Annotated in this window: 20 protein-coding genes; 8 read left to right on the plus strand and 12 right to left on the minus strand. The window is 69.4% G+C overall.

Translation table 11 applies throughout. From position 1 onward, the window contains the following. Window positions 1-91: 91 nt before the first annotated feature. On the minus strand, window positions 92-310 hold the full coding sequence (locus tag ACNR9W_RS09440) for a SlyX family protein (protein WP_419267595.1): 219 nt from the start codon (window positions 308-310) through the stop codon (window positions 92-94). Window positions 311-368: 58 nt separating this feature from the next. Here ACNR9W_RS09440 and hisS point away from each other — a divergent pair, with 58 nt between their 5' ends. The 3 genes from hisS to hisG are packed head-to-tail and all read left to right on the plus strand — an operon-like array spanning window position 369 to window position 3,588. Beyond that, the gene (hisS, locus tag ACNR9W_RS09445; protein WP_419267594.1) at window positions 369-1,850 is read left to right on the plus strand and encodes a histidine--tRNA ligase; all 1,482 of its coding nucleotides are present in this window, start codon (window positions 369-371) and stop codon (window positions 1,848-1,850) included. Next, the gene (locus ACNR9W_RS09450; protein ID WP_419267593.1) at window positions 1,847-2,908 is read left to right on the plus strand and encodes an ATP phosphoribosyltransferase regulatory subunit; all 1,062 of its coding nucleotides are present in this window, start codon (window positions 1,847-1,849) and stop codon (window positions 2,906-2,908) included. Before hisS ends, ACNR9W_RS09450 begins: the two co-directional genes overlap by 4 nt. After that, window positions 2,905-3,588, plus strand: a complete 684-nt coding sequence (gene hisG, locus ACNR9W_RS09455; RefSeq protein ID WP_419267592.1) for an ATP phosphoribosyltransferase — start codon at window positions 2,905-2,907, stop codon at window positions 3,586-3,588. Before ACNR9W_RS09450 ends, hisG begins: the two co-directional genes overlap by 4 nt. 21 nt (window positions 3,589-3,609) lie before the next feature. On the opposite strand, the gene ccoS is transcribed toward hisG, so the two are convergent. From ccoS to ACNR9W_RS09485, 6 genes are all read right to left on the minus strand, one after another. Then, window positions 3,610-3,774 carry a cbb3-type cytochrome oxidase assembly protein CcoS gene (gene ccoS, locus ACNR9W_RS09460; RefSeq protein WP_419267591.1) on the minus strand — a complete coding sequence of 55 codons (165 nt, stop codon included), beginning with the start codon at window positions 3,772-3,774 and terminating at the stop codon, window positions 3,610-3,612. Beyond that, window positions 3,774-5,990, minus strand: a complete 2,217-nt coding sequence (locus tag ACNR9W_RS09465; RefSeq protein WP_419267590.1) for a heavy metal translocating P-type ATPase — start codon at window positions 5,988-5,990, stop codon at window positions 3,774-3,776. The genes ccoS and ACNR9W_RS09465 overlap by 1 nt, the downstream gene beginning before the upstream one ends. Before the next feature lie 4 nt (window positions 5,991-5,994). Further along, complete coding sequence (locus ACNR9W_RS09470; protein WP_419267589.1) at window positions 5,995-6,453, minus strand: FixH family protein; 459 nt, start codon at window positions 6,451-6,453, stop codon at window positions 5,995-5,997. Continuing rightward, window positions 6,450-7,898, minus strand: a complete 1,449-nt coding sequence (gene ccoG, locus ACNR9W_RS09475) for a cytochrome c oxidase accessory protein CcoG (RefSeq protein ID WP_419267588.1) — start codon at window positions 7,896-7,898, stop codon at window positions 6,450-6,452. The genes ACNR9W_RS09470 and ccoG overlap by 4 nt, the downstream gene beginning before the upstream one ends. Window positions 7,899-8,003: 105 nt before the next feature. Further along, window positions 8,004-8,912 (minus strand): nickel/cobalt transporter, encoded by a 909-nt coding sequence (locus ACNR9W_RS09480; RefSeq protein WP_419267587.1) that lies wholly within the window; start codon window positions 8,910-8,912, stop codon window positions 8,004-8,006. After that, on the minus strand, window positions 8,909-9,577 hold the full coding sequence (locus tag ACNR9W_RS09485; RefSeq protein WP_419267585.1) for a DUF1007 family protein: 669 nt from the start codon (window positions 9,575-9,577) through the stop codon (window positions 8,909-8,911). Before ACNR9W_RS09485 ends, ACNR9W_RS09480 begins: the two co-directional genes overlap by 4 nt. 153 nt (window positions 9,578-9,730) lie before the next feature. Here ACNR9W_RS09485 and ACNR9W_RS09490 point away from each other — a divergent pair, with 153 nt between their 5' ends. From ACNR9W_RS09490 to parE, 3 genes are all read left to right on the plus strand, one after another. Continuing rightward, window positions 9,731-10,696: an alpha/beta fold hydrolase gene (locus ACNR9W_RS09490; protein ID WP_419267584.1), complete on the plus strand. Its 966-nt coding sequence runs from the start codon at window positions 9,731-9,733 to the stop codon at window positions 10,694-10,696. A gap of 61 nt (window positions 10,697-10,757) precedes the next feature. Then, on the plus strand, window positions 10,758-11,417 hold the full coding sequence (locus tag ACNR9W_RS09495) for a glutathione S-transferase family protein (protein ID WP_419267583.1): 660 nt from the start codon (window positions 10,758-10,760) through the stop codon (window positions 11,415-11,417). A 110-nt stretch (window positions 11,418-11,527) separates the two neighbouring features. Beyond that, the gene (parE, locus tag ACNR9W_RS09500; RefSeq protein WP_419267582.1) at window positions 11,528-13,489 is read left to right on the plus strand and encodes a DNA topoisomerase IV subunit B; all 1,962 of its coding nucleotides are present in this window, start codon (window positions 11,528-11,530) and stop codon (window positions 13,487-13,489) included. On the opposite strand, the gene ACNR9W_RS09505 is transcribed toward parE, so the two are convergent. Continuing rightward, the gene (locus ACNR9W_RS09505) at window positions 13,490-14,116 is read right to left on the minus strand and encodes a LysE family translocator (RefSeq protein WP_419267581.1); all 627 of its coding nucleotides are present in this window, start codon (window positions 14,114-14,116) and stop codon (window positions 13,490-13,492) included. Next, entirely contained in the window at window positions 14,107-14,973 is an 867-nt protein-coding gene (gene hemF / locus ACNR9W_RS09510) for an oxygen-dependent coproporphyrinogen oxidase (protein WP_419267580.1), read from the minus strand. Before hemF ends, ACNR9W_RS09505 begins: the two co-directional genes overlap by 10 nt. Window positions 14,974-15,037: 64 nt before the next feature. On the opposite strand from hemF, the gene ACNR9W_RS09515 reads away from it, so the two are divergent. After that, entirely contained in the window at window positions 15,038-15,454 is a 417-nt protein-coding gene (locus ACNR9W_RS09515) for a hypothetical protein (protein WP_419267579.1), read from the plus strand. A 5-nt stretch (window positions 15,455-15,459) separates the two neighbouring features. Here the strand turns inward: ACNR9W_RS09515 and ACNR9W_RS09520 are convergent, their stop codons facing one another. The 3 genes from ACNR9W_RS09520 to clpS are packed head-to-tail and all read right to left on the minus strand — an operon-like array spanning window position 15,460 to window position 17,598. Further along, the gene (locus ACNR9W_RS09520; RefSeq protein WP_419267577.1) at window positions 15,460-16,266 is read right to left on the minus strand and encodes an SDR family NAD(P)-dependent oxidoreductase; all 807 of its coding nucleotides are present in this window, start codon (window positions 16,264-16,266) and stop codon (window positions 15,460-15,462) included. Then, on the minus strand, window positions 16,263-17,276 hold the full coding sequence (locus tag ACNR9W_RS09525) for a methyltransferase (RefSeq protein ID WP_419267576.1): 1,014 nt from the start codon (window positions 17,274-17,276) through the stop codon (window positions 16,263-16,265). Before ACNR9W_RS09525 ends, ACNR9W_RS09520 begins: the two co-directional genes overlap by 4 nt. A 4-nt stretch (window positions 17,277-17,280) precedes the next feature. Continuing rightward, entirely contained in the window at window positions 17,281-17,598 is a 318-nt protein-coding gene (gene clpS / locus ACNR9W_RS09530) for an ATP-dependent Clp protease adapter ClpS (RefSeq protein WP_111298145.1), read from the minus strand. 266 nt (window positions 17,599-17,864) lie between these two features. Between clpS and ACNR9W_RS09535 the strand changes: the two genes are divergently transcribed. Further along, a complete protein-coding gene (locus ACNR9W_RS09535; protein WP_419267575.1) occupies window positions 17,865-19,544 on the plus strand; it encodes a serine hydrolase in 1,680 nt (559 codons plus the stop codon). The last annotated feature ends 112 nt before the right edge of the window (window positions 19,545-19,656 follow it).

Consider the following 19,656-nt stretch of genomic DNA (forward strand, 5'->3'; position numbering starts at 1 on the left):
GTCGGGACGCGGCGGCCGTCGGCCCCCGGGACGGCCGGCGCCGTCCTGCGGCCCAAGGAGGGTATTTCGGCAACGAAGAAGCCGCGTGGCCTCAGTAATGCGGCGGGCGCTGGTCGGCGATGGCCACGCTGCCGGCGGCGTCGGCCTGGCGTTCGGCCTCGGCCAGCAACAGCTGGTCCAGGCGGCGGGTGACGCGGGCCAGGTCGCGGTCCTGGCGGGCGATGACCTCGGACAGGTCCTCGGTCACGCGGGTCAGATGCGCCACCGTTTCCTCGAGCTGTCGAAGCCGGTCGCCCTGCTGCTTGTCCATGTGCTTGCCTTCCGTTACAGCGGCGCCTGGATATGGCCCTCAAAAGGCACGAGACACCATGGCAAAAGATCAAAAGAAACAGCCCCGGCCCAAGGCCGAGACGCCCAAGGGCTTTCGCGACTATTTCGGCGCGGACGTGACCGAACGCAAGGCCATGCTGGACCGCATCGCCGGGATCTATCATCGCCATGGCTTTGACCCGCTGGAAACCAGCGCCGTCGAGACGGTCGAGGCCCTGGGCAAGTTCCTGCCCGACGTGGACCGCCCCAATGCCGGCGTCTTTGCCTGGCAGGAGGAGGCAGTCCCGGGCGGCGGTTCGGGCGACTGGCTGGCGCTGCGCTATGACCTGACGGCGCCCTTGGCGCGTGTCGCGGCGCAGTTCAGGAACGACCTGCCGACCCCCTATCGCCGCTATGCGATGGGACCGGTCTGGCGCAACGAAAAGCCGGGGCCGGGGCGGTTCCGGCAATTTTATCAATGCGACGCGGATACGGTCGGCTCGGCCTCGGTCGCGGCGGATGCCGAGATCTGCGGGATGCTGGCCGACGCGCTGGAGGGCGTGGGCATCGTGCGCGGCGACTATCTGGTGCGCATCAACAACCGCAAGGTGCTGAACGGCGTGCTGGAGGCGGCGGATGTGGCGGAAGGCCAGGCCGACGACGTGCTGCGCACCATCGACAAGTTCGACAAGGTCGGCCGCGACGGGGTCCTGGCCCTGCTGACCAGCGGGCGGCGCGACGACAGCGGTGCGCAGATCGACGGCGTCGGCCTGTCCGAGGCGCAGGCAGCGCCCGTGCTGGCCTTCCTGACCTCAAAAGGCTCCGACAACGCGGCGACCCTGGACAACCTGGCGGCGGCCGTGGGCGCGTCCGAGATCGGCGCCGAAGGCGTGGACGAGCTGCGCCAGATCGCCGCGATGCTGGCCGCGATGGGCGTGGCCGAGGATCGGGCCGTCATCGACCCCTCGGTCGTTCGGGGCCTGGGCTATTACACCGGCCCGGTCTTCGAGGCCGAGCTGACCTTCGAGATCCTGGACGAAAAGGGCCGTAAGCGGCAGTTCGGATCGGTCGCGGGCGGCGGCCGCTATGACGGGCTGGTGGAACGCTTTACTGGTCAGAAGGTCCCGGCGACCGGCGTCAGCATCGGCGTGGACCGCCTGCTGGCCGCGCTGCGCGCCAAGGGGCTGGCGGGGACGCAGGACGCGGGGCCGGTGGTCGTGACCGTGATGGACCGCGACCGCATGGCCGATTACCAGGCCATGGCCGCCGAATTGCGCGCCGCGGGCATCCGGGCCGAGGTCTATCTGGGCAACCCCAAGAACTTCGGCAACCAGCTGAAATATGCGGACAAGCGTGCCGCCCCGGTTGCGATCATCCAGGGCGGGGACGAGGCCGAACGCGGTGTCGTGCAGGTCAAGGACCTGGTCCTGGGCGCCCGGATCGCGGCCGAGGCCTCGTTGGACGAGTGGAAGTCCCAGCCCGCCCAGACCGAGGTGCCGCGCGCTGATCTGGTGGCCGAAGTGCGGCGGATCCTCGGATGATCCCCAAGCAGGAGAAGCAGGCCGTGGGCCAGCGGCTGCTGGCCGAATTCCGCGCCGCCGGCGCCGTCGAGGTCGCCCCCGACATCCTGCTGCCGGCCGGAAGCCTGCTGGATCTTTACGGCGAGGATATCCGCGCCCGCGCCTATGTGACCAGCGACCCGACCCGGGGCGAAATGATGCTGCGCCCCGATTTCACGGTTCCCGTGGTCCAGGCGCATATGTCGAACGGGGCCGAACCCGCACGCTACTGCTATCTTGGCGAGGTTTTCCGCAAGCAGGACATGGGGGACACACGCCCCGCCAACCCGCGCGACAACGAATACCTGCAATGCGGCTTCGAGCTGTTCAGCCGCGATCCCGGCGCCGATGCCGAGGTCTTTGCGCTGTTCCACCGCGCCCTGGCGCCGCTGGACCTGCAGGCCGAGATCGGCGACATGGGGCTGCTGCTGGATGCGGTCGCGGGCCTGCCGCTGACGCAGGCGCGGGCCGAGGCGCTGATGCACCACATCTGGCGGCCCGGCCGCTTTGCCCGGCTGCTGGCGCGCTTTTCGGCCCCTGCGGTCGCGCGCGACTTTCCCGCCGGCACGGGCGCCTGGTCGGGGCTGCGCTCGGATGCCGAAATGACGCGCCGGATCGCGCGGCTTCAGGCCGATGCGGCCGTCGCGCCCCTGTCGCCCATCTGGACCGAGCGTCTGGACCGCCTCTTCGCGCTGCGGGCCCCCGCGCCCGAATCCCTGCCGGCCCTGCGCGACCTGGCCGCCGACATGCCCGCCATCGCGGATGCCGTGACCCGGATCGAGGCGCGGCTGCAGGCGATCGCGGCGCAGGGGATCGACCTGTCCCGCGTCATCTTTGACGCCAGCCACGGTCGCGCCACGCTGGAATATTACGACGGCTTCACGTTCAGCTTCCAGGCCGGGCGGCAGGGCTGGCCGCCGGTCGCCTCGGGCGGGCGCTATGACGCGCTGACCCGCGTGCTGGGCAAGGGCCGCGAGATCCCGGCGGTGGGCGGCATCCTGCGTCCGGGCCTTGTCGCAGAACTGGAGGGCGCGCGATGATCCGCCTTGGCGTGCCGTCCAAGGGGCGGCTGATGGAACAGACCTTCGACTGGTTCGCCGCGCGCGGCGTGCGCCTGTCGCGCAGCGGGTCGGACCGCGAATATGCGGGCCGGGTCGAGGGCGCCGAGGGCCTGCAGCTGGTCCTGCTGTCGGCCGGAGAGATCCCGCGCGAACTGGCCGCCGGCCGGATCGAGCTGGGCGTGACCGGCACCGACCTGGTGCGGGAAAAGCTGGCCGGATGGTCGTCGGACCTGATCGAACTGGCACCGATGGGCTTTGGCCATGCTGACCTGATCCTGGCGGTGCCCGACTGCTGGCGCGACTGCCGCGACCTGGACGATTTCGCGGCCATCGCGCGGGATTTCCGGGCCGAGCACGGGTTCCGCCTGCGCATCGCCACCAAGTATCACCGCCTGGTTCGGGCCTGGCTGGCCGCGCATGAGGTCGCCGATTACCAGCTGGTCGACAGCCAGGGCGCGACCGAAGGCACGGTGGCGAACCTGACCGCCGAGGCGATCGCCGACATCACCTCGTCGGGCGAGACGCTGCGCGCCAACAACCTGCGCATCCTGGACGAAGACCCGATCCTGCGGTCGCAGGCGACGCTGTTCGCCAACCGCGCCGCGATGGGACCGCAGATCGAGGCCCTGGCGGCGCAGTTGCAGATCGTCCTGCCCTGACCCCGCGTCCGTCAGGGCCCGTTACGGGTCCTGGCGGGGATGGTCGTCCCAACGATCCGACAGGACGCGCTGGCTGTCGCCCTTGGGGTCCTCGAACTGGCTGTTCCGCAGCGCCCAGATGAAGGCGCCAAGGCCGGCGGCCCCCAGCCCAAGCGACACGGGAATGAGGATGGTCAGAATTTCCATCAGCGGGTCTTTCCGGACAGGCGCAAGGCGTTCAGGGTGACGGTGATCGAACTGGTGGACATGGCCAGCGCGGCGATCAGCGGCGTCGCGAAACCCGCCAGCGCGATAGGCACCGCCAGCACGTTATAGCCGAACGAGATGGCAAAGTTCTCGCGGATGCGCCGGGTGGCGCGGCGGGCGATCACCAGCGCCTCGGCCACCGGGGCCAGATCCTGACCCGTCAGCACCATGTCACTGGCCACCCGCGCCGCGTCCAGCGCCGAGGCCGGAGAGATCGAGGCATGGGCCCGCGCCAGCGCCGCCGTGTCGTTCAGCCCGTCGCCCACCATCAGGACGCGGGCACCCCCTTCGGCCAGGCGGCCGACATGGTCGGCCTTTTCGGTGGGGCTGACGCCGGCATGCCATTCGGTGATGCCCAGCTGGCGCGCCAGCGCTGCGACCGGGGCCGCGCGATCGCCCGACAGCAGCATCACCCGCCGCCCGTCGGCGTGCAGGTCCGCGATGCAATCCTCGGCCCCCGGACGCAGGCGGTCGGTGAAATCCACGCGCAGGGGCGGCTGCCCCTCGATGCCCAGCCAGCTGGACAGGGTGGCCGCGTCGTCGCGATCCGCCGCGCCCAGCCAGTCGCCACGCCCAAGCCGCACCAGCCGGCCCTGCCAGAGACCCGAAACGCCCTGCCCCGGCCGTTCGGTCAGTTGGTCCAGCACCGCCGCCGGCGTGTCGACCAGCGCCTCGGCCAGGGCGCGCGACAGCGGGTGGGACGATGCCTCGGCCAGTGCCCGGGCGACCGGGCGCATGTCGGGCGGGATGGCGCCTGCATCGACCAGGCGCGGCTGGCCCATGGTCAGGGTGCCGGTCTTGTCGAAGACCACGGTATCGACTTCGGCCAGCCGCTCCAGCGCGGTGCCGTCCTTGATCAGCAGGCCGCGCCGGAACAGCCGCCCCGAGGCCGCCGTCGCGACCGCCGGCACCGCCAGCCCAAGCGCACAGGGGCAGGTGATGATCAGCACCGCCGCCGCGATGTTCACCGCCAGCCGCAGGTCGCCCGTGGCCCAGAACCAGCCCAGGAAACTGCTGAAGGCCAGCAGGTGCACGGCGGGCGAATAGCCCCGCGCCGCACGTTCCGCCAGGGACGTATAGCGGCCCCGCGCGCTTTCGGCGGCCTCGACCAGCGCGGTCAGCCGCGCAAGCGAGCTGTCCTGCCCGGCCGCGGTGACGCGCAGCACCAGCGGCCCGGTCAGGTTCACCTCACCCGCCGACAGCGCCAGACCCGGCGCGGCAGGCACGGGCAGCGTCTCACCGGTCAGCAGGGCGCGGTCGATCTCGGACGCGCCTTCGGTGATCACCCCGTCGGCCGGGATGCGCCCGCCCGGACGCACGCGGATCAGATCGCCGGGGCGCAGGTCCGCGACGGCCACCACCGCTTCGGTGCCGTCGCGCAGCAGGGTGGCGCGCGGCACCTCCAGCGCGGTCAGTTCGGCCGCGGCGGATCGGGCGATGGCGCGGGTGCGGTGGTCCAGGTAGCGCCCGATCAGCAGGAAAAAGCACAGCATCACGGCCGCGTCGAAATAGGCGTGATGGCCCGAATGCACCGTCTCGAAGACGCTGATCGCCGAAGCCAGCACCAGCGCCAGCGAGATGGGCACGTCCATCCCCAGCCGGCGCGCGCGCAGCGAGGCCCATGCGCTGGCAAAGAAGGGCTGGCCCGCAAAGGCCACTGTGGGCAGCGCGATGGCGCCACTGATCCAGTGGAACAGGTCGCGGGTGGCGGCCTCGGCCCCCGACCAGACCGCGACGGACAGGATCATGATGTTCATCATCGCAAACCCCGACACGCCGATGCGCATCAGCAGGTCGCGCCCCGCGCGGTCGGCAGCGGTGGCCGAGAGGGCCTGCGGGTCCAGCTCGTGCGCCTCATAGCCGATGCCTGCCAGGACCGGGATCAGGTCCTCGGCCGTCAGGCCGGGCGCGTCGACGGTGACACGGCGCAGGGTCAGGTTCACCCGCGCCCCCCGCACGCCCGGATGGGCGGTCAGCGCGCGCTCCACATCGGTGATGCAGAGCGCGCAATGCGCCGCCGGCAGCGACAGGATCAGGCTGGCGGGACGCGCAACCTCGGCCCGTTCGGCCAGGCGCTGCGCCAGGGGCGCGGCGTCGCAGGCGGGACAGGCGCCCAGGCGCGGCTGGTATCCGGCAGAGGCGGTCAGGTCGGCCATGGCGTCAATTCCCCAGATGCAGCGGCAGGCGCTGGCGAAAGGCGGTCCCGTCGGCGGCGGCGGCGCTCAGGTCGGCATTCCAGTTGCCGGGCGCCAGGTCGGCGGTGACGCGCCACTGGCCCGGCCCTTCGGGGACAAGGCGGGGCTGCTGGTCGGCGCGCTGATGGGTGGGCCGGCGCAGCATCAGCTGCAGCGCACCGGGCGCCACGGCCGCGCCCGCCCCGTCGCGCAGGCTCAGCATCAGGTGGTCGCCCTCCACGCGCAGATCGGCGTGCCAGTCCAGCCGCTGCTGCGCGTCGCGGTCGGCCTGGAAATGCTGCGACGCGATATAGGAACTGCGCGTCTCGACGCCGGGAAAGCTGCTGATCGCGTTATAGGCCATCACCAGGTTCACGGCGATGATCGTGCCGAAGGCGGCCAAGGTGATGGCCAGCACATGGACGCCCTTGAGTTCGCCTTTCATCGTGCGGTTTCCTTTCCGTGAAAGACGGTGTCGATGCGCGTGCGGGCCTGCCCGTCGATCTGGGCGGCGGTCAGCACGATCTGGCTGCTTTCGATCCCCGCCATGTCGGAACCGGCCGGCGCCGTCAGGTAGAGGCGCTGCGTCAGGGTCTGGTCGGGCGCGACGGTGATCTGCTGCGCGGGCTCGCCCTCGACCGACAGGATCAGCGGGCCCGGCGCCTCGACGCCCAGCTGGAATGTCACGGCCTCGTGCTGCTTGTTGCGCAGGCGCAGCTCATAGCTGTTGCGGATCGCGCCGTCCGACAGCGTAACATAGAGCGGGTTGCGGACCGGGGTCACGTTCATGTCCACCTCGGACCGCATCACCAGCGCCAGCGACAGCAGCACCCCAATGGCCGCCCACATTGTGAAATACAGCAGCGTCCGGGGTCGCAGCACATGGGCCCAGACCGACCGGGGCTTGGCGCCCGTGCGCTCGGCCTCCTCGTCGCGCAGCGCCATGTAGCCGATCAAGCCGCGCGGCTTGCCGGTGCGGTCCATGATCTCGTCGCAGGCATCGATGCACAGGGCGCAGGTGATGCATTCCAGCTGCTGGCCGTCGCGGATGTCGATGCCCATGGGGCAGACGTTCACGCAGGCCATGCAGTCGATGCAGTCGCCCTTGGGCGCGATGGCAGGCACTGCCGCCGGTTTCGCCGCCGCCTTGCCGCGCGGTTCCCCGCGCCAGTCGCGATAGGCGACGGTCAGCGTGTCCTCGTCCATCATCGCGCCCTGGATGCGCGGCCAAGGGCAGGCATAGATGCAGATCTGCTCGCGGGCAAAGCCGCCAAAGGCGAAGGTGGTGGCGGTCAGGATGGCGATGGTGACCCAGGCCGCCGGGTGGGCATTCAGCGTCACCAGGTCGCGCGCCAGCGTCGGCGCATCGGTGAAATAGAAGACCCAGGCCCCGCCGGTCAGCAGCGCGATCACCAGCCAGGTCGCCCATTTGGTCAGCCGCAGCCGCGCCTTCCTGAGGTCCCAGCCCTGCCGGTGCAGGCGGATGCGGTTGTTGCGGTCGCCCTCGATCCAGCGCTCGACCAGGATGAAGAGGTCGGTCCAGACCGTCTGCGGGCAGGCATAGCCGCACCACACCCGCCCAAGCGCCGAGGTGAACAGGAACAGCCCCAGCCCCGCCATGACCAGAAGCCCCGCAACGATATAGAATTCGTGCGGCCAGATCTCGATCCAGAAAAAGAAGAAGCGGCGGTTGGCCAGGTCCACCAGCACCGCCTGGTCGGGCATGAGGCTGCCGCGATCCCAGCGGATCCAGGGCGTGACGTAATAGATCAGCAGCGTCACTGCCATCACGGCCCATTTCAGGTTGCGAAACCGGCCGCTGACCCGCTTGGGAAAGATCGGCTCGCGCGAGGCATAAAGGCTGGGCTGATCCAGCTGGGGGGTGGACATGGAAAGGCTCCTGTTGCGCGCCCCGGGTCTAGACCCGAGGCCGCCCAACGTCCTTGACCTGAGTCAAACGCCGGCCCGCCCACCTGCGGCGCGCCGCCGCAGCCCCTAGAACAGCAGACCGGCCGAGATGACCGCGATCAGCGCCCCCGCCCCCAGCTGCATCGCGCCGGGCAGCCAGCGCGCGGCCTGCGCCCAGGGACCCGCGGCGGGCATCATGGCAAAGCTGCCCCGCCGCGCCCAGACTGCCAGGCCCGCGACGCCCAAGGTGACAAAGGCGGTCCCCAAACCCATCGCCACGGTCCCCAGCACGCCCATGCCAAAGATCCCCATCCGCCATGTCAGCAGCAGAAGGAACATGGCCCCCGTGCAGGGCCTCGCCGCGATGCTGCCGATGACCAGCACCGCATCGCGCAGCGACCGGGTCTGCGCGACCTGCGCGGGCGTCGGCCCATGGGCGTGACCGCAGCGGCAATCATCGCCGTGATGATGGTGGTGGTCGTGACGTCGCGCCGTCGCACTCAGCATCCTCAGCCCGCGCAGGCCCAGCCACAGCCCGACCATCGCGATCAGCACCGCGCTGATGTCGGCCATCCGCTCCTCGGTCAGTTCGGTCAGCGCCTGCCGCCCCAGGTCCAGAAAGGTGATCCCGCCCCAGACCAGCAGGATGGCGGACCCCGCCTGCGCCAGCGAGGCCGCCACCGACAGGCCCGCCAGCCGCGCCAGCGGCACGGGCGCGCCAAAGCCATAGCTGCCGATGACCAGCTTGCCGTGGCCGGGCCCGATGGCGTGAAAGACGCCATAGCCGAAACAGACCGACAGCAGCGCCAGGACCGCACCGGGCTCGGCGTTGCGCAGGGACCGCAGGGCGCCCGCCATCAGGTTCTGCGCCTCGCGCTGGCGGGCGGCGGCCCAATGTTCGATCCCCGCTAGGCCGCCTGACAGCCACAGGGCCACAACGACCAGCCCCACCGCCAGCCCGGTCAGCACCAGGACGCGCAACAGGCCGCGGCTCATGGCGCGGTGCCGCACTGGATGCGGACCTCATCCGCGCCGGCCGGGCCGATGTCGACCATCAGCATCTCCTCGGTCATGCCGCTGTCGTCGTCCTCCAGCGCGGCGGCCACGGCCTGGGCATAGGCATCGGCGGCGGCATAGGGATCGCCCGGCCGCTGACGGATCCGGCAGTCGCGGCCGCCATTGACCACCGGCGCGTCGGGCAGGCTGAACTGGACGTAATATTCCGGATCATAGACCTGGATCAGCAGCGGCACCCCCGCCTCCAGCGGCGTCGCCAGGGGCCGGACATGGCGCGAGATAAGCCGCCCGTCGCGATAGCTGGCGCTGAAATCCCGCGGCGCCTGGAGGGAGACGCGCCGGCCCTCCACGCCCAGATAGAGGCCCCCTTGCGACCCCGGCGCCCAGTCCGCGTCGAAACCCTGAAGGCTCGCCTCCTCCGCGGGCGTCAGCTGCCCGTCGCCATCGGGATCCAGCCCCATGTCCTCGATGATCAGCAGCGAATAGAAATCGTCATAGGCCCACTCGACGGCGATCTCCGTCAGGCGCCCTTCCGGATCATGGTCCAGCTGCAGCGCGGCATCGATGAAGACATGGGGATGCGCCCCTGCCGCGACGGGCATCAGCATGACGGCCAGGGACAGAAGCGACGGTCGGACGGTCATCGGAACACCTCGGGCGGATTTGTTCGCCTGATTACGCCCAAGCGGGTGCTGTTGCAAATCACCTGGCCGCGGGTCGGGTTCGCGCCCGGTCTCCGCAACCGGAACCGCCCTGCGCCCGTGTCTGTTCGGCAGGGACGGCAGAGGGGAGATTGCATGACATGGGCGAAACTGCTGCTGGCGGCCTTGGGGCTGGCGGTGCTTCTGGGCGGCTGCGCGGCCTATGTCGACAGGCGCGCCGCAGCGCGCGAGGCCGCCTTCGAGGCGCGATACCCGCCGACCGGGCGCCTGCTGCAGGTGAACGGCGTCACCGTCCACGCCCATGTCGAGGGCCGGGGTCCCGACCTGGTGCTGCTGCACGGCGCCAGCGGCAGCAGCCGCGATTTCACCTTTGACCTGGTGGGGCGGCTGACCGACCGCTATCGCGTGATCGCCTTCGACCGCCCCGGCCTGGGCTGGACCGACCCGATCGGCGCGCTGACCGAGGACCCGCGCGCCCAGGCCGACCTGCTGCGCGCCGCGGCCGACCAGCTGGACGTGGACGATCCGATCGTGCTGGGGCACAGCTATGGCGGCGCCGTGGCGATGGCCTGGGCCTTGGGCGATCCCGCGGGCACCTCGGCCCTGGTGCTGCTGGCCGGGGCCACCCATCCCTGGCCGGGCGACCTAGGCCCCTGGTATCCCTTCATCAACAGCAGCCTGGGCCAGCACGCGGCGGTGCCGCTGATCACCGCCTTCGTGCCCGAGGACCGGGCCGAGGACATCATCGCCGGCATCTTCGCGCCGCAGCAACCGCCACCGGGCTATGCGGACCATATCGGGGCGGGGCTGTCGGCCCGGCGCGACAGCCTGCGCGCCAACGCACAGCAGGTGGGCCACCTCAAGCCCTATCTGGCGGCGATGGCGCCCCAATACCCCAGCCTGACCATGCCGATCGAGCTGCTGCACGGCGACCGCGACACCACGGTCTATCTGGACATCCATTCGCGTCAGATGGTGCGGGACGTGGCGGGGGCGCATCTGGTGGTGATGCCGGGCATAGGCCACATGCCCCAGCACGGCGACCCGCAGGCCGTGGTCGACGCCATCGACCGGACGGCGACGCGGGCCGGGCTGCGCTAGGGGTTGCGGCCGGTCGCGACCTCGCACAGTCTGGGCCGCAGTCCAAACCTCTGGGGTTCCCATGCTGATCATCCACGGCGTCACGCGCTCGCGCGCCTCGCGCGTCATCTGGCTGTGCCACGAACTGGACCTGCCTTTCCGGCAGGTGCTGGTGATCCAGGCCTATCGCATCGCCAATGCCGACGCGGCCGGCGCGCCCCTGAACACCCGCAGCCCGGACTTCCTGGCTCTGTCGCCCGCGGGCGCGATCCCGGTGATCGAGGACGAGGGTCTGTTCCTGTCGGAATCCCTGGCCATCACGCTGCATCTGGCGCGCAAGCACGGCACCAGCGTCGGGCCGCAGGACTATGCCGAGGATGCGCTGATGGGCCAGTGGTCCTTTTATGGCGCCACCGCGATCGAGCCTGACGCCCTGACCATCCTGATGCTGCACAACCGCGGCACGCTGCAGGACGCCGAGGACGTGGGCATCGTGGCCCAGGCCGCCGAACGGCTGGTCCGCCCGCTGAAGGTGCTGGAAGAGCATCTGGCAATCCACGCCTATCTGGTCGGCGGGCGCTTTACCGTGGCGGACCTGAACATGGCCGAGATCATGCGCTATGCCCAAGGCCACGGCGCGCTGATGGAGCCCTTCCCTGCGATCCGCGCCTGGCTGTCGGCCTGCCAAGAACGTCCGGCCTTCCAGGCCATGTGGCAGGCGCGCATAGCCGAACCGGAATAGCCGCACTCCATCGGTTGGGCCGGGTGCCCCCCGGCCCCACAAGCCCTTGCCGCCGGACCCCGGTGCATGAGATAACCGCGCCGACCCTCAGACAGAACGAGCAGAGCCCCATGGCCGACGACCTTCTTTCCGGCGACATGCAAGCCGACGCCTATTCCGCATCCTCGATCGAGGTGCTGGAAGGGCTGGAGCCCGTGCGCAAGCGCCCCGGCATGTATATCGGCGGCACGGACGAACGCGCGCTGCACCACCTGGTCGCGGAAATCCTGGACAACTCGATGGACGAGGCCGTGGCGGGCCATGCCAGCCGCATCGAGATCGAGCTGCTGGCCGATTACAGCGTCGTGGTGCGCGACAATGGCCGCGGCATTCCCGTCGACCCGCATCCCAAGTTCCCCGGCAAGTCCGCGCTGGAGGTGATCCTGTGCACGCTGCACGCGGGGGGCAAGTTCTCGGGCGATGCCTATCAGACCTCGGGCGGGTTGCACGGCGTGGGTGCCTCGGTCGTGAACGCATTGTCCGACATCATGATCGTCCAGGTCGCGCGCAACCGGGAACTGTTCGAACAGCGCTTCTCGCGCGGCATTCCGCAGGGACCTGTGGCGAAGATCGGGGCTGCGCCCAACCGGCGCGGCACCACCGTGACCTTCCATGCCGACGAGGAGATCTTTGGCCATCACCGCTTCAAGCCCGCGCGGCTGCTGAAGATGGTCAAGTCCAAGGCCTACCTGTTCAGCGGGGTCGAGATCCGCTGGAAGTCCGAGATCGACGACGGAGAGACCCCGCGCGAGGCCGTGTTCCACTTCCCGGGCGGACTGGCGGATTACCTGGCCGAGACGCTGTCGGGCGCCTCGACCTATTCGGACCGTCCCTTTGCCGGCAGCGTCGATTTCCAGCAGAAGTTCGGCGTGCCGGGCAAGGTCGATTGGGCCATCAACTGGACGCCGGCCCGCGACGGCTTCATCCAGTCCTATTGCAACACCGTGCCCACCCCCGAGGGCGGCACGCATGAGATGGGCTTCTGGGCGGCGATCCTGAAGGGCGTACGCGCCTATGGCGAACGCGTCAGCAACAAGAAGGCGGCCCAGATCACCCGAGAGGACCTGACCATCGGCGGCTGCGCGCTGGTCAGCTGTTTCATCCGCGAGCCGGAATTCGTGGGTCAGACCAAGGACCGCCTGGCCACGACCGAGGCCGCCCGCCTGGTCGAGAACGCGGTGCGCGACCATTTCGACAACTGGCTGGCCGCCGATACGAAATCCGCCGGGGCGATCCTGGATTTCCTGATCCTGCGCGCCGAGGAACGCCTGCGCCGCCGCCAGGAAAAGGAGACCGCCCGCAAGACGGCCACGAAAAAGCTGCGCCTGCCCGGCAAACTGGTCGATTGCAGCGCCACCAACCGCGAGGGCACCGAGCTGTTCATCGTGGAAGGCGACAGCGCCGGCGGTTCGGCCAAGATGGCCCGCGACCGCACCAACCAGGCGCTGCTGCCCCTGCGCGGCAAGATCCTGAACGTGCTGGGCGCCGCATCCAGCAAGATGGGCGCCAACCAGGAGATCAACGACCTGTGCCAGGCGCTTGGCGTGGGCATGGGGTCCAAGTTCAACGTCGATGATCTGCGGTATGACAAGATCATCATCATGACAGACGCGGACGTCGACGGCGCGCATATCGCGTCGCTCTTGATGACGTTCTTCTTCACGCAGATGCGGCCGATGATCGACAAGGGGCATCTGTACCTGGCCTGCCCGCCGCTATACCGCCTGACTCAAGGGGCGCATCGTCTTTATGTTTCCGACGATGCCGAGAAAGAGCGCATGATGGCCAAGGGCCTGGGCGGGCGCGGCAAGATCGACGTGCAGCGCTTCAAGGGTCTGGGCGAGATGGACGCCAAGGACCTCAAGGACACGACGATGAACCCCAAGACGCGCAAGCTGATCCGCGTCAGCATCGACGACGACGAGGGCGGCGAGACCGGCGACCTAGTCGAGCGCCTGATGGGCAAGAAGCCCGAGCTGCGGTTCGAATATATCCAGGAAAACGCGCGGTTCGTCGAGGAACTGGACGTCTGATCACCCGGCGGTCGCCACCAGCAGCCACACCGCGACCAGGGCCAGCAGCACCGACAGCAGGCGCCGCAGCCGGCCCTGTGCGGCCTCCTGCCCCAGAACCCGGTGCCAGGAGGCCGCGGCCAGCACGATTGATGCATGAATGGCGGTCGCGATCGCGACATAGACCGCGGCCATTGTCAGGAAACGCGCCGGATCGCCCGCCGCGTCAGGCACGAAGGCGGGCAGCACGGTCAGGTAGAAGGCAAAGGCCTTGGGGTTCAGCAGGTTGGTCACCAGCCCACGCCGGAAGAACCGTGCCAGCGTCGATCCGCGCGGCGCATGTTCGGGGGCCTCATCGGCCCCTTTCCAGCCCTGCCATGCCAGCCAGAGCAGATAGGCCGCACCGCCCCATCTGAGGACCTGCGCCAGCGCCGGCACGGCGGTAATAAGCGCACCCAGACCCAAGGCCGCGGCGACCCCCACCAGGCCCAGCCCCAGGGCGACGCCCGCCACCGCCGCCAGCCCGGCACGGCGCCCGTCGCCAAGCGCCACGATGGCCAGGTAGCTCATGTTCGGGCCGGGCGTGACCTCGGCCAGAACGGCGGCCAGCACGAAACCGGCCAGCCCTTCGGTCGTGGTCAGATCCATTTCGCCAGCGGCGGCAGGCTCATCAGCACGGCATCGGCATTGTGTCCGGTCTCCAGCCCGAACTTGGTCCCCCGGTCATAGACCAGGTTGTATTCCGCATAGAGGCCGCGATGGACCAGCTGCGCATCGCGGTCGGCCTCGTCGAAAGGTTGCGTCATCCGCGCCTCGGCCAGGGGCAGGAAGGCGGGCAGGAAGGCCTCGCCCACGGCGCGGGTAAAGGCAAAGTCGGCCTCCCAATCGCCCGTATTCAGGTCGTCGTAGAAGATCCCGCCCACGCCCCGCGCCCGTCCGCGATGGGGGATAAAGAAATACTCGTCCGCCCAGGCTTTGAAGCGGTCATAGTACTCCGCCCCATGCGGCATGCAGGCCGCGCGCAGCGTGTCGTGGAAATGCGCGGTATCCCCGGCATATTCCAGGCAGGGGTTCAGGTCCGTCCCGCCCCCGAACCACCAGGCGCCGGGCGTCCAGAACATGCGCGTGTTCATGTGGACGGCAGGCGCATGCGGGTTCTGCATGTGGGCCACCAGGCTGATGCCGCTGGCCCAGAAACGCGGGTCGTCCTGCATGCCCGGCACGCCGCGCGCGGCCATCGCGGCCTGGGCGCGGGGCGCCAGCGTGCCGTGAACCTCGGACCAGTTCACGCCGACCTTTTCAAAGGTACGGCCGCCGCGCATGACCGACATCAGCCCGCCGCCGCCGTCATCGGCGCGCGTGGTGGGCGTCACCTCGAAGCGTCCGACAGGCAGGGGGCCCGGGGCGCGATCCTCCAGCCCCTCGAAGGCCTTGACGATGCGGTCGCGCAACTCGTGGAACCATGCGGCGGCGCGGCGGCGTTGTTCGTCCATGACGCTCCTCATTCGTGATTTGCCAAGCAGGCCGCCTCGCGGCTACCATCTGGGGACCGATGTAAAGAGACCCGCCATGCGCCGCAACACCACCCTTGGCCTTCTGGCTGCCCTGCCCCTGACGCTGGCCGCCTGCGGCACGCCCCGCGAACAGTGCATCAGCCGCAACACCAGCGAATACCGGCAGGTCAGCGCCCTTCTGGCCGAGGTCGAGGGCAACCTGGCCCGCGGCTATGCCTGGGAGGAACGCCAGGTCGTGCGGTCGCGCTTTGGCCAGTGCGAGGCGCTGCGGCGGGACAAGGATGGTCGTACCGCCGTCACCACCTATGGCTGCTGGCGCGACTATGCGGACAATGAACGCTATCGCGTGGCGATCGACCCGCAGGCGGAAATGCGCAAGCGCGACAACCTTGCCGCCCGCCAAGCCGCCCTGTCGCGCAGCGCCAACGCGGCCATCGACGCCTGCCGTGCGGCTTACCCGCAGGAAGGCTGAACCCCCTAGAGCACCTGTGCCGTCACCGGGTCGCCCAGGCTGCGGCCGCCATCGACCGTGATGATCTGGCCGGTGACAAAGCGCGCGCCATCGCTGACGAGGTAATGCACCGTCTCCGACAGCTCATCGGCAGGGGCGATCCGGCCGAGGGGCGTTCCAGCAATGATCTGGGCGCGCTTGTCGGGGTCTTCCTTCAGCGCGCATTGCAGTTCGTGCGACATGACGCTGCTGAAGCTGACCCCGTTCACGCGGATCCGGTGCCGCGCCAGGGCCAGCGCCAGTCCGCGCGTCGCCTGTTCCTGTGCGGCGCAGGCGATGGAATATCCCAGCATCGACAGGACCGGCCGCCGCGCCGCCAGGGTCGAGATGTTCACGATGGCGCCCGACTGCGCCGCGGGACCCTCTCCCTCGGCCTGCTTGATCATGCGCTTGGCCACCATCTGCGACAGGCGCAGGCCCGCCAGCATGTTCTGGCGCAGCATCTCCTCCAGCGCGTCCATGTCGGTGTCCAGCGGGTCGCTGCTGCGCACGAAGCGATGCGCGTTGACCAGGATGTCCACCCGGTCAAAGGCGTCCAGCGTCGCCGACAGCAGGTTCGCCATCGCCAGCTTTTCCGACATGTTGCCCGCAAAGCGACGGACCTGGCCGCCGCCGTCCTCATAGTCCGAGACGACCGAGTTCAGCGCCGCCTCGTCGCCATCGGCGAACATGACCGAGGCGCCGCGTTCGACGAAATGGCGCGCGATCGCCAGGCCCACGCCGCGGGCGGCGCCGGTCACGATCGCCACCTTGCCCTGGATCGACAGGGTCATCGGCGGCCTCCCTTGCGCTGCGTCGCGCTGCCCTTGCCGGCGGCGGTGGCCTCGATCACCTTGAAGCGGCTGTCGCCGGCGATCTCATGGACTTGGCCGAAATGTTCGGACAGGACTGATTCGTACGGAAGATGGCGGTTCGCCACCATCCACAGCCGCCCGGCCCCGGTCAGCAGGCGCGCGGCCGTCGCGATGAAGGCGCCGCCAAGCCGCGGATCCGCCTGCCGCCCCTCGTGGAAGGGCGGGTTCATGATCACCCCGTTCACCGGCTCGCGCAGGCTGAAGTCGCGCGCATCGGCCCAATGGAACCGCGCCCGGGGATCGGTGACGTTGCGGCGCGCCGATTCCAGCGCGGCATGGTTCGCCTCGACCAGGTGCAGTTCGGTGATGCTGTCGCGCTTCAGCGCCTGCGCCGCCAGCCATCCCCAGCCCGCGCCCAGGTCGACGATGCGCGTCGGCAGGCGGTCGGGCAGATGGTCGGCCAGCATCCGCGACCCCGCATCGACGCCATCCGCCGAAAACACGCCGGGGCGGGTGACAAAGCCGGGCAGGACCTCACGCTCAGCGGCGCGCCAGTCGCCCGGCAGCCAGTCGCCGGCCGGGACGGTGACGCGAAAGATCTTGCCATGCGCCTTGCTGATCACGTCGCTGACCTGGGCCAGCGCGCGCATCTCCTTCAGGATCGCGTCGATCCCGTCCGTCTTCTGCCCGTCGATCCACAGATCCGCGCCCTGCGGCAGCCGTCCGGCCGCATCCGCGATCCGCGCCCGCGCCTGGGCCTTGGCGCGCGGCAGTCGCACGATGGCCGCATCGAAGCTGCCGTCGACATCCGCAGCCACGCGATAGCCGCGCGCCGCCAAGCCATGATGGTCGGGAAAATTTCCCTGGGCGATCTGCAGATGCTGCGGGTCCAGGGGGGACAGGTCGTCGGCGGCCTGCGCGCCGATGAACAGCACCTCGCCCCCGGGATGGCCGTCCGGGAAGGCCAGGTCCAGTCGTGATTGGGTCACGCGATTACTCTTTTTCCATGGTGCATTGCAGGGGATGCTGCTGGCGGCGTGCCAGCTCCATCACCTGGGCGACCTTCGTCTCGGCGACCTCATGCGAAAACACCCCGACGACGGCCACGCCCTTGCGGTGAACCGTCAGCATGATCTCGATGGCCTGGGCATGGGTCATGTGGAACAGCCGCTCCAGCACATGGACCACGAACTCCATCGGCGTGAAGTCGTCGTTCAGCATCAGCACCTTGTACATGGGCGGACGCTGCGTGCGGCTGCGGGGCTTGACCGCCAGATCGGACTGATCATCGGGGTTTTCGGGATCGGTCATCCAGTGCGTCATCGGGTCTACGGTCGTTCCTGAATGCTGCGACGAAGCGGCCGCCCCGGAAAGGCGGCCGTGCTGTGGAAAAATATAGCGCAATCGGCCGCGGATGAAAGCCCCCCTGCCCCGCGGACCCGCGCAGCCCCCTGTCCGGAAGCGGAAAATAAGTTCGATTGGCCGGTTTCACGGAATATTCACCCGTGCTATTGTCATGTCATTAACGACGGGGTGCGACAAATGACACACCCGCTTGAGGCAGAGAGACAGCGACAGTGACCCGATTCCTTACCGCTTTCCGGCTGTGGAGCCTTGCGCTGATGGCCGCGACGATCATGGGCCTGCCGGCCGCCGCGGCCCCTTTTGCGGCCTATGTCATGGACGCCCGCACCGGGCAGCCGATTTATCGACAGAATTCCGACACGCGGCTTCACCCGGCCTCGCTGACCAAGATGATGACGCTCTACATGGCCTTCAACGCCATCGAGAGCGGCCGGGTTCGGCTCGATTCCAAATTTACCGTCTCGTCCAAGGCCGCCAATGAGCCGCCGTCAAAGCTGGGCCTGCGCGCCGGACAGCAGATCGAGCTGCGCTATCTGATCCGCGCCGCCGCGATCAAGTCGGCAAACGACGCTGCCACCACGATCGGCGAAGGTCTGGCCGGGTCCGAGGAGGCCTTTGCCCAGCAGATGACCCAGATGGCCCGCGCGATCGGCATGACCAATTCGCAGTTCCGCAACGCGCATGGTCTGACCCGTGACGGGCACTATTCGACCGCCCATGACATGAGCGTGCTGGGCCGTCACCTGTTCTACGACTTTCCCCAGTATTACAATCTGTTCTCGCGCCGCTCGGCCGATGCGGGGATCGCGCAGGTCGCCTCGACCAACCGCCGCTTTCTGGACGCCTATAACGGCGCCGACGGCATCAAGACGGGCTATACCCGCGCCGCCGGCTTCAACCTGACCGCCTCGGCACAGCGCGGCAACAAGCGGCTGATCGCCTCGGTCTTCGGCGGCACCTCGACCGCGCACCGCAACCAGGTGATGGCGGAACTGCTGGACAGCAGCTTCACCCGCATTCCCGACCGCGTTCGCGAAGTCCGTCCCCAGCCGCCTCGCCTGCTGGTCCAGGGGACCACGCGGCGCGCCCAGGTGGCCGCCACCCCCGCCGCAACCCAGCCCGAACCGCAGCGGATGGTCCTGAATGCCTCCCCTGCCCCGGTCTCGCGTCCGGCCGAGGCGGCCTCGCTCGTGGCGGCGGCACCCGCCGCCCCACAGGTGGACCTGACCGAGGCGCTGCGCCGCGCGACGGAAGGCGCGACCCCTGCCACCCCGGCCGCCGTCGCACTGGCCAGCAGTCCACGGCCCAAGTCGCGCCCCGGCAGCAAGGCCGAAGCGGTGGAACAGGCCATCGCCGCCGCCGTGGCCTCCGATCCCGCGCCGGCAAGCTCCGCCAGCCTCGCGGTGCCGGTGCTGGCAGCCTCCACCCGTCCCCAGCCCTCGCCACGCCGCAGCGCCAGCGTCGCGGCGGTCGCCGCGGCCGAGCCCGAGCCGAACCCGGCGGTCGCGGCCGCGACCAAGGCCCCGGCTGGCAGCCTGTCGCTGGTTACCTCGCCCGCCCCCAAGCCCCGCTCCGAAACGGTGATTCTTGCCGCCATGGGCGAGGGCGACCTGAGCGATCCGGCCGCGCTCGAGGTGGTCCGCCGCCCCACCGACAGTGGCCGCAACTGGGGCGTCTCGCTTGGCCTCTACAAGTCGCAGGCCGAGGCCGACCGTCTGCTTCTGGGCCTGGCGCTTCAGGACGGCGGCATCTTCGGAAAGGCCCGTCGTCACGTGGCCAACACCAATCGCGGCTTCGAGCCGCGCTTCGTGAACCTGTCCAAGGGTCATGCCGAACTGGCCTGCGAACGGATGATCAGCCGGTCGCAGGACTGCTCCGTCATCAGCAACTGATCCGCCTCACGACATGACCGGACGCTGCCCCGCCCTCACCGGCGGGGCAGTTTGCGTTTGGGGTCCGGCGCGACAGGCATGCGACATCCCGCACCATTGGGTTCGCCCGCAG

This window comes from Paracoccus sp. T5, from assembly GCF_048538155.2.
Taxonomy (GTDB): domain Bacteria; phylum Pseudomonadota; class Alphaproteobacteria; order Rhodobacterales; family Rhodobacteraceae; genus Paracoccus.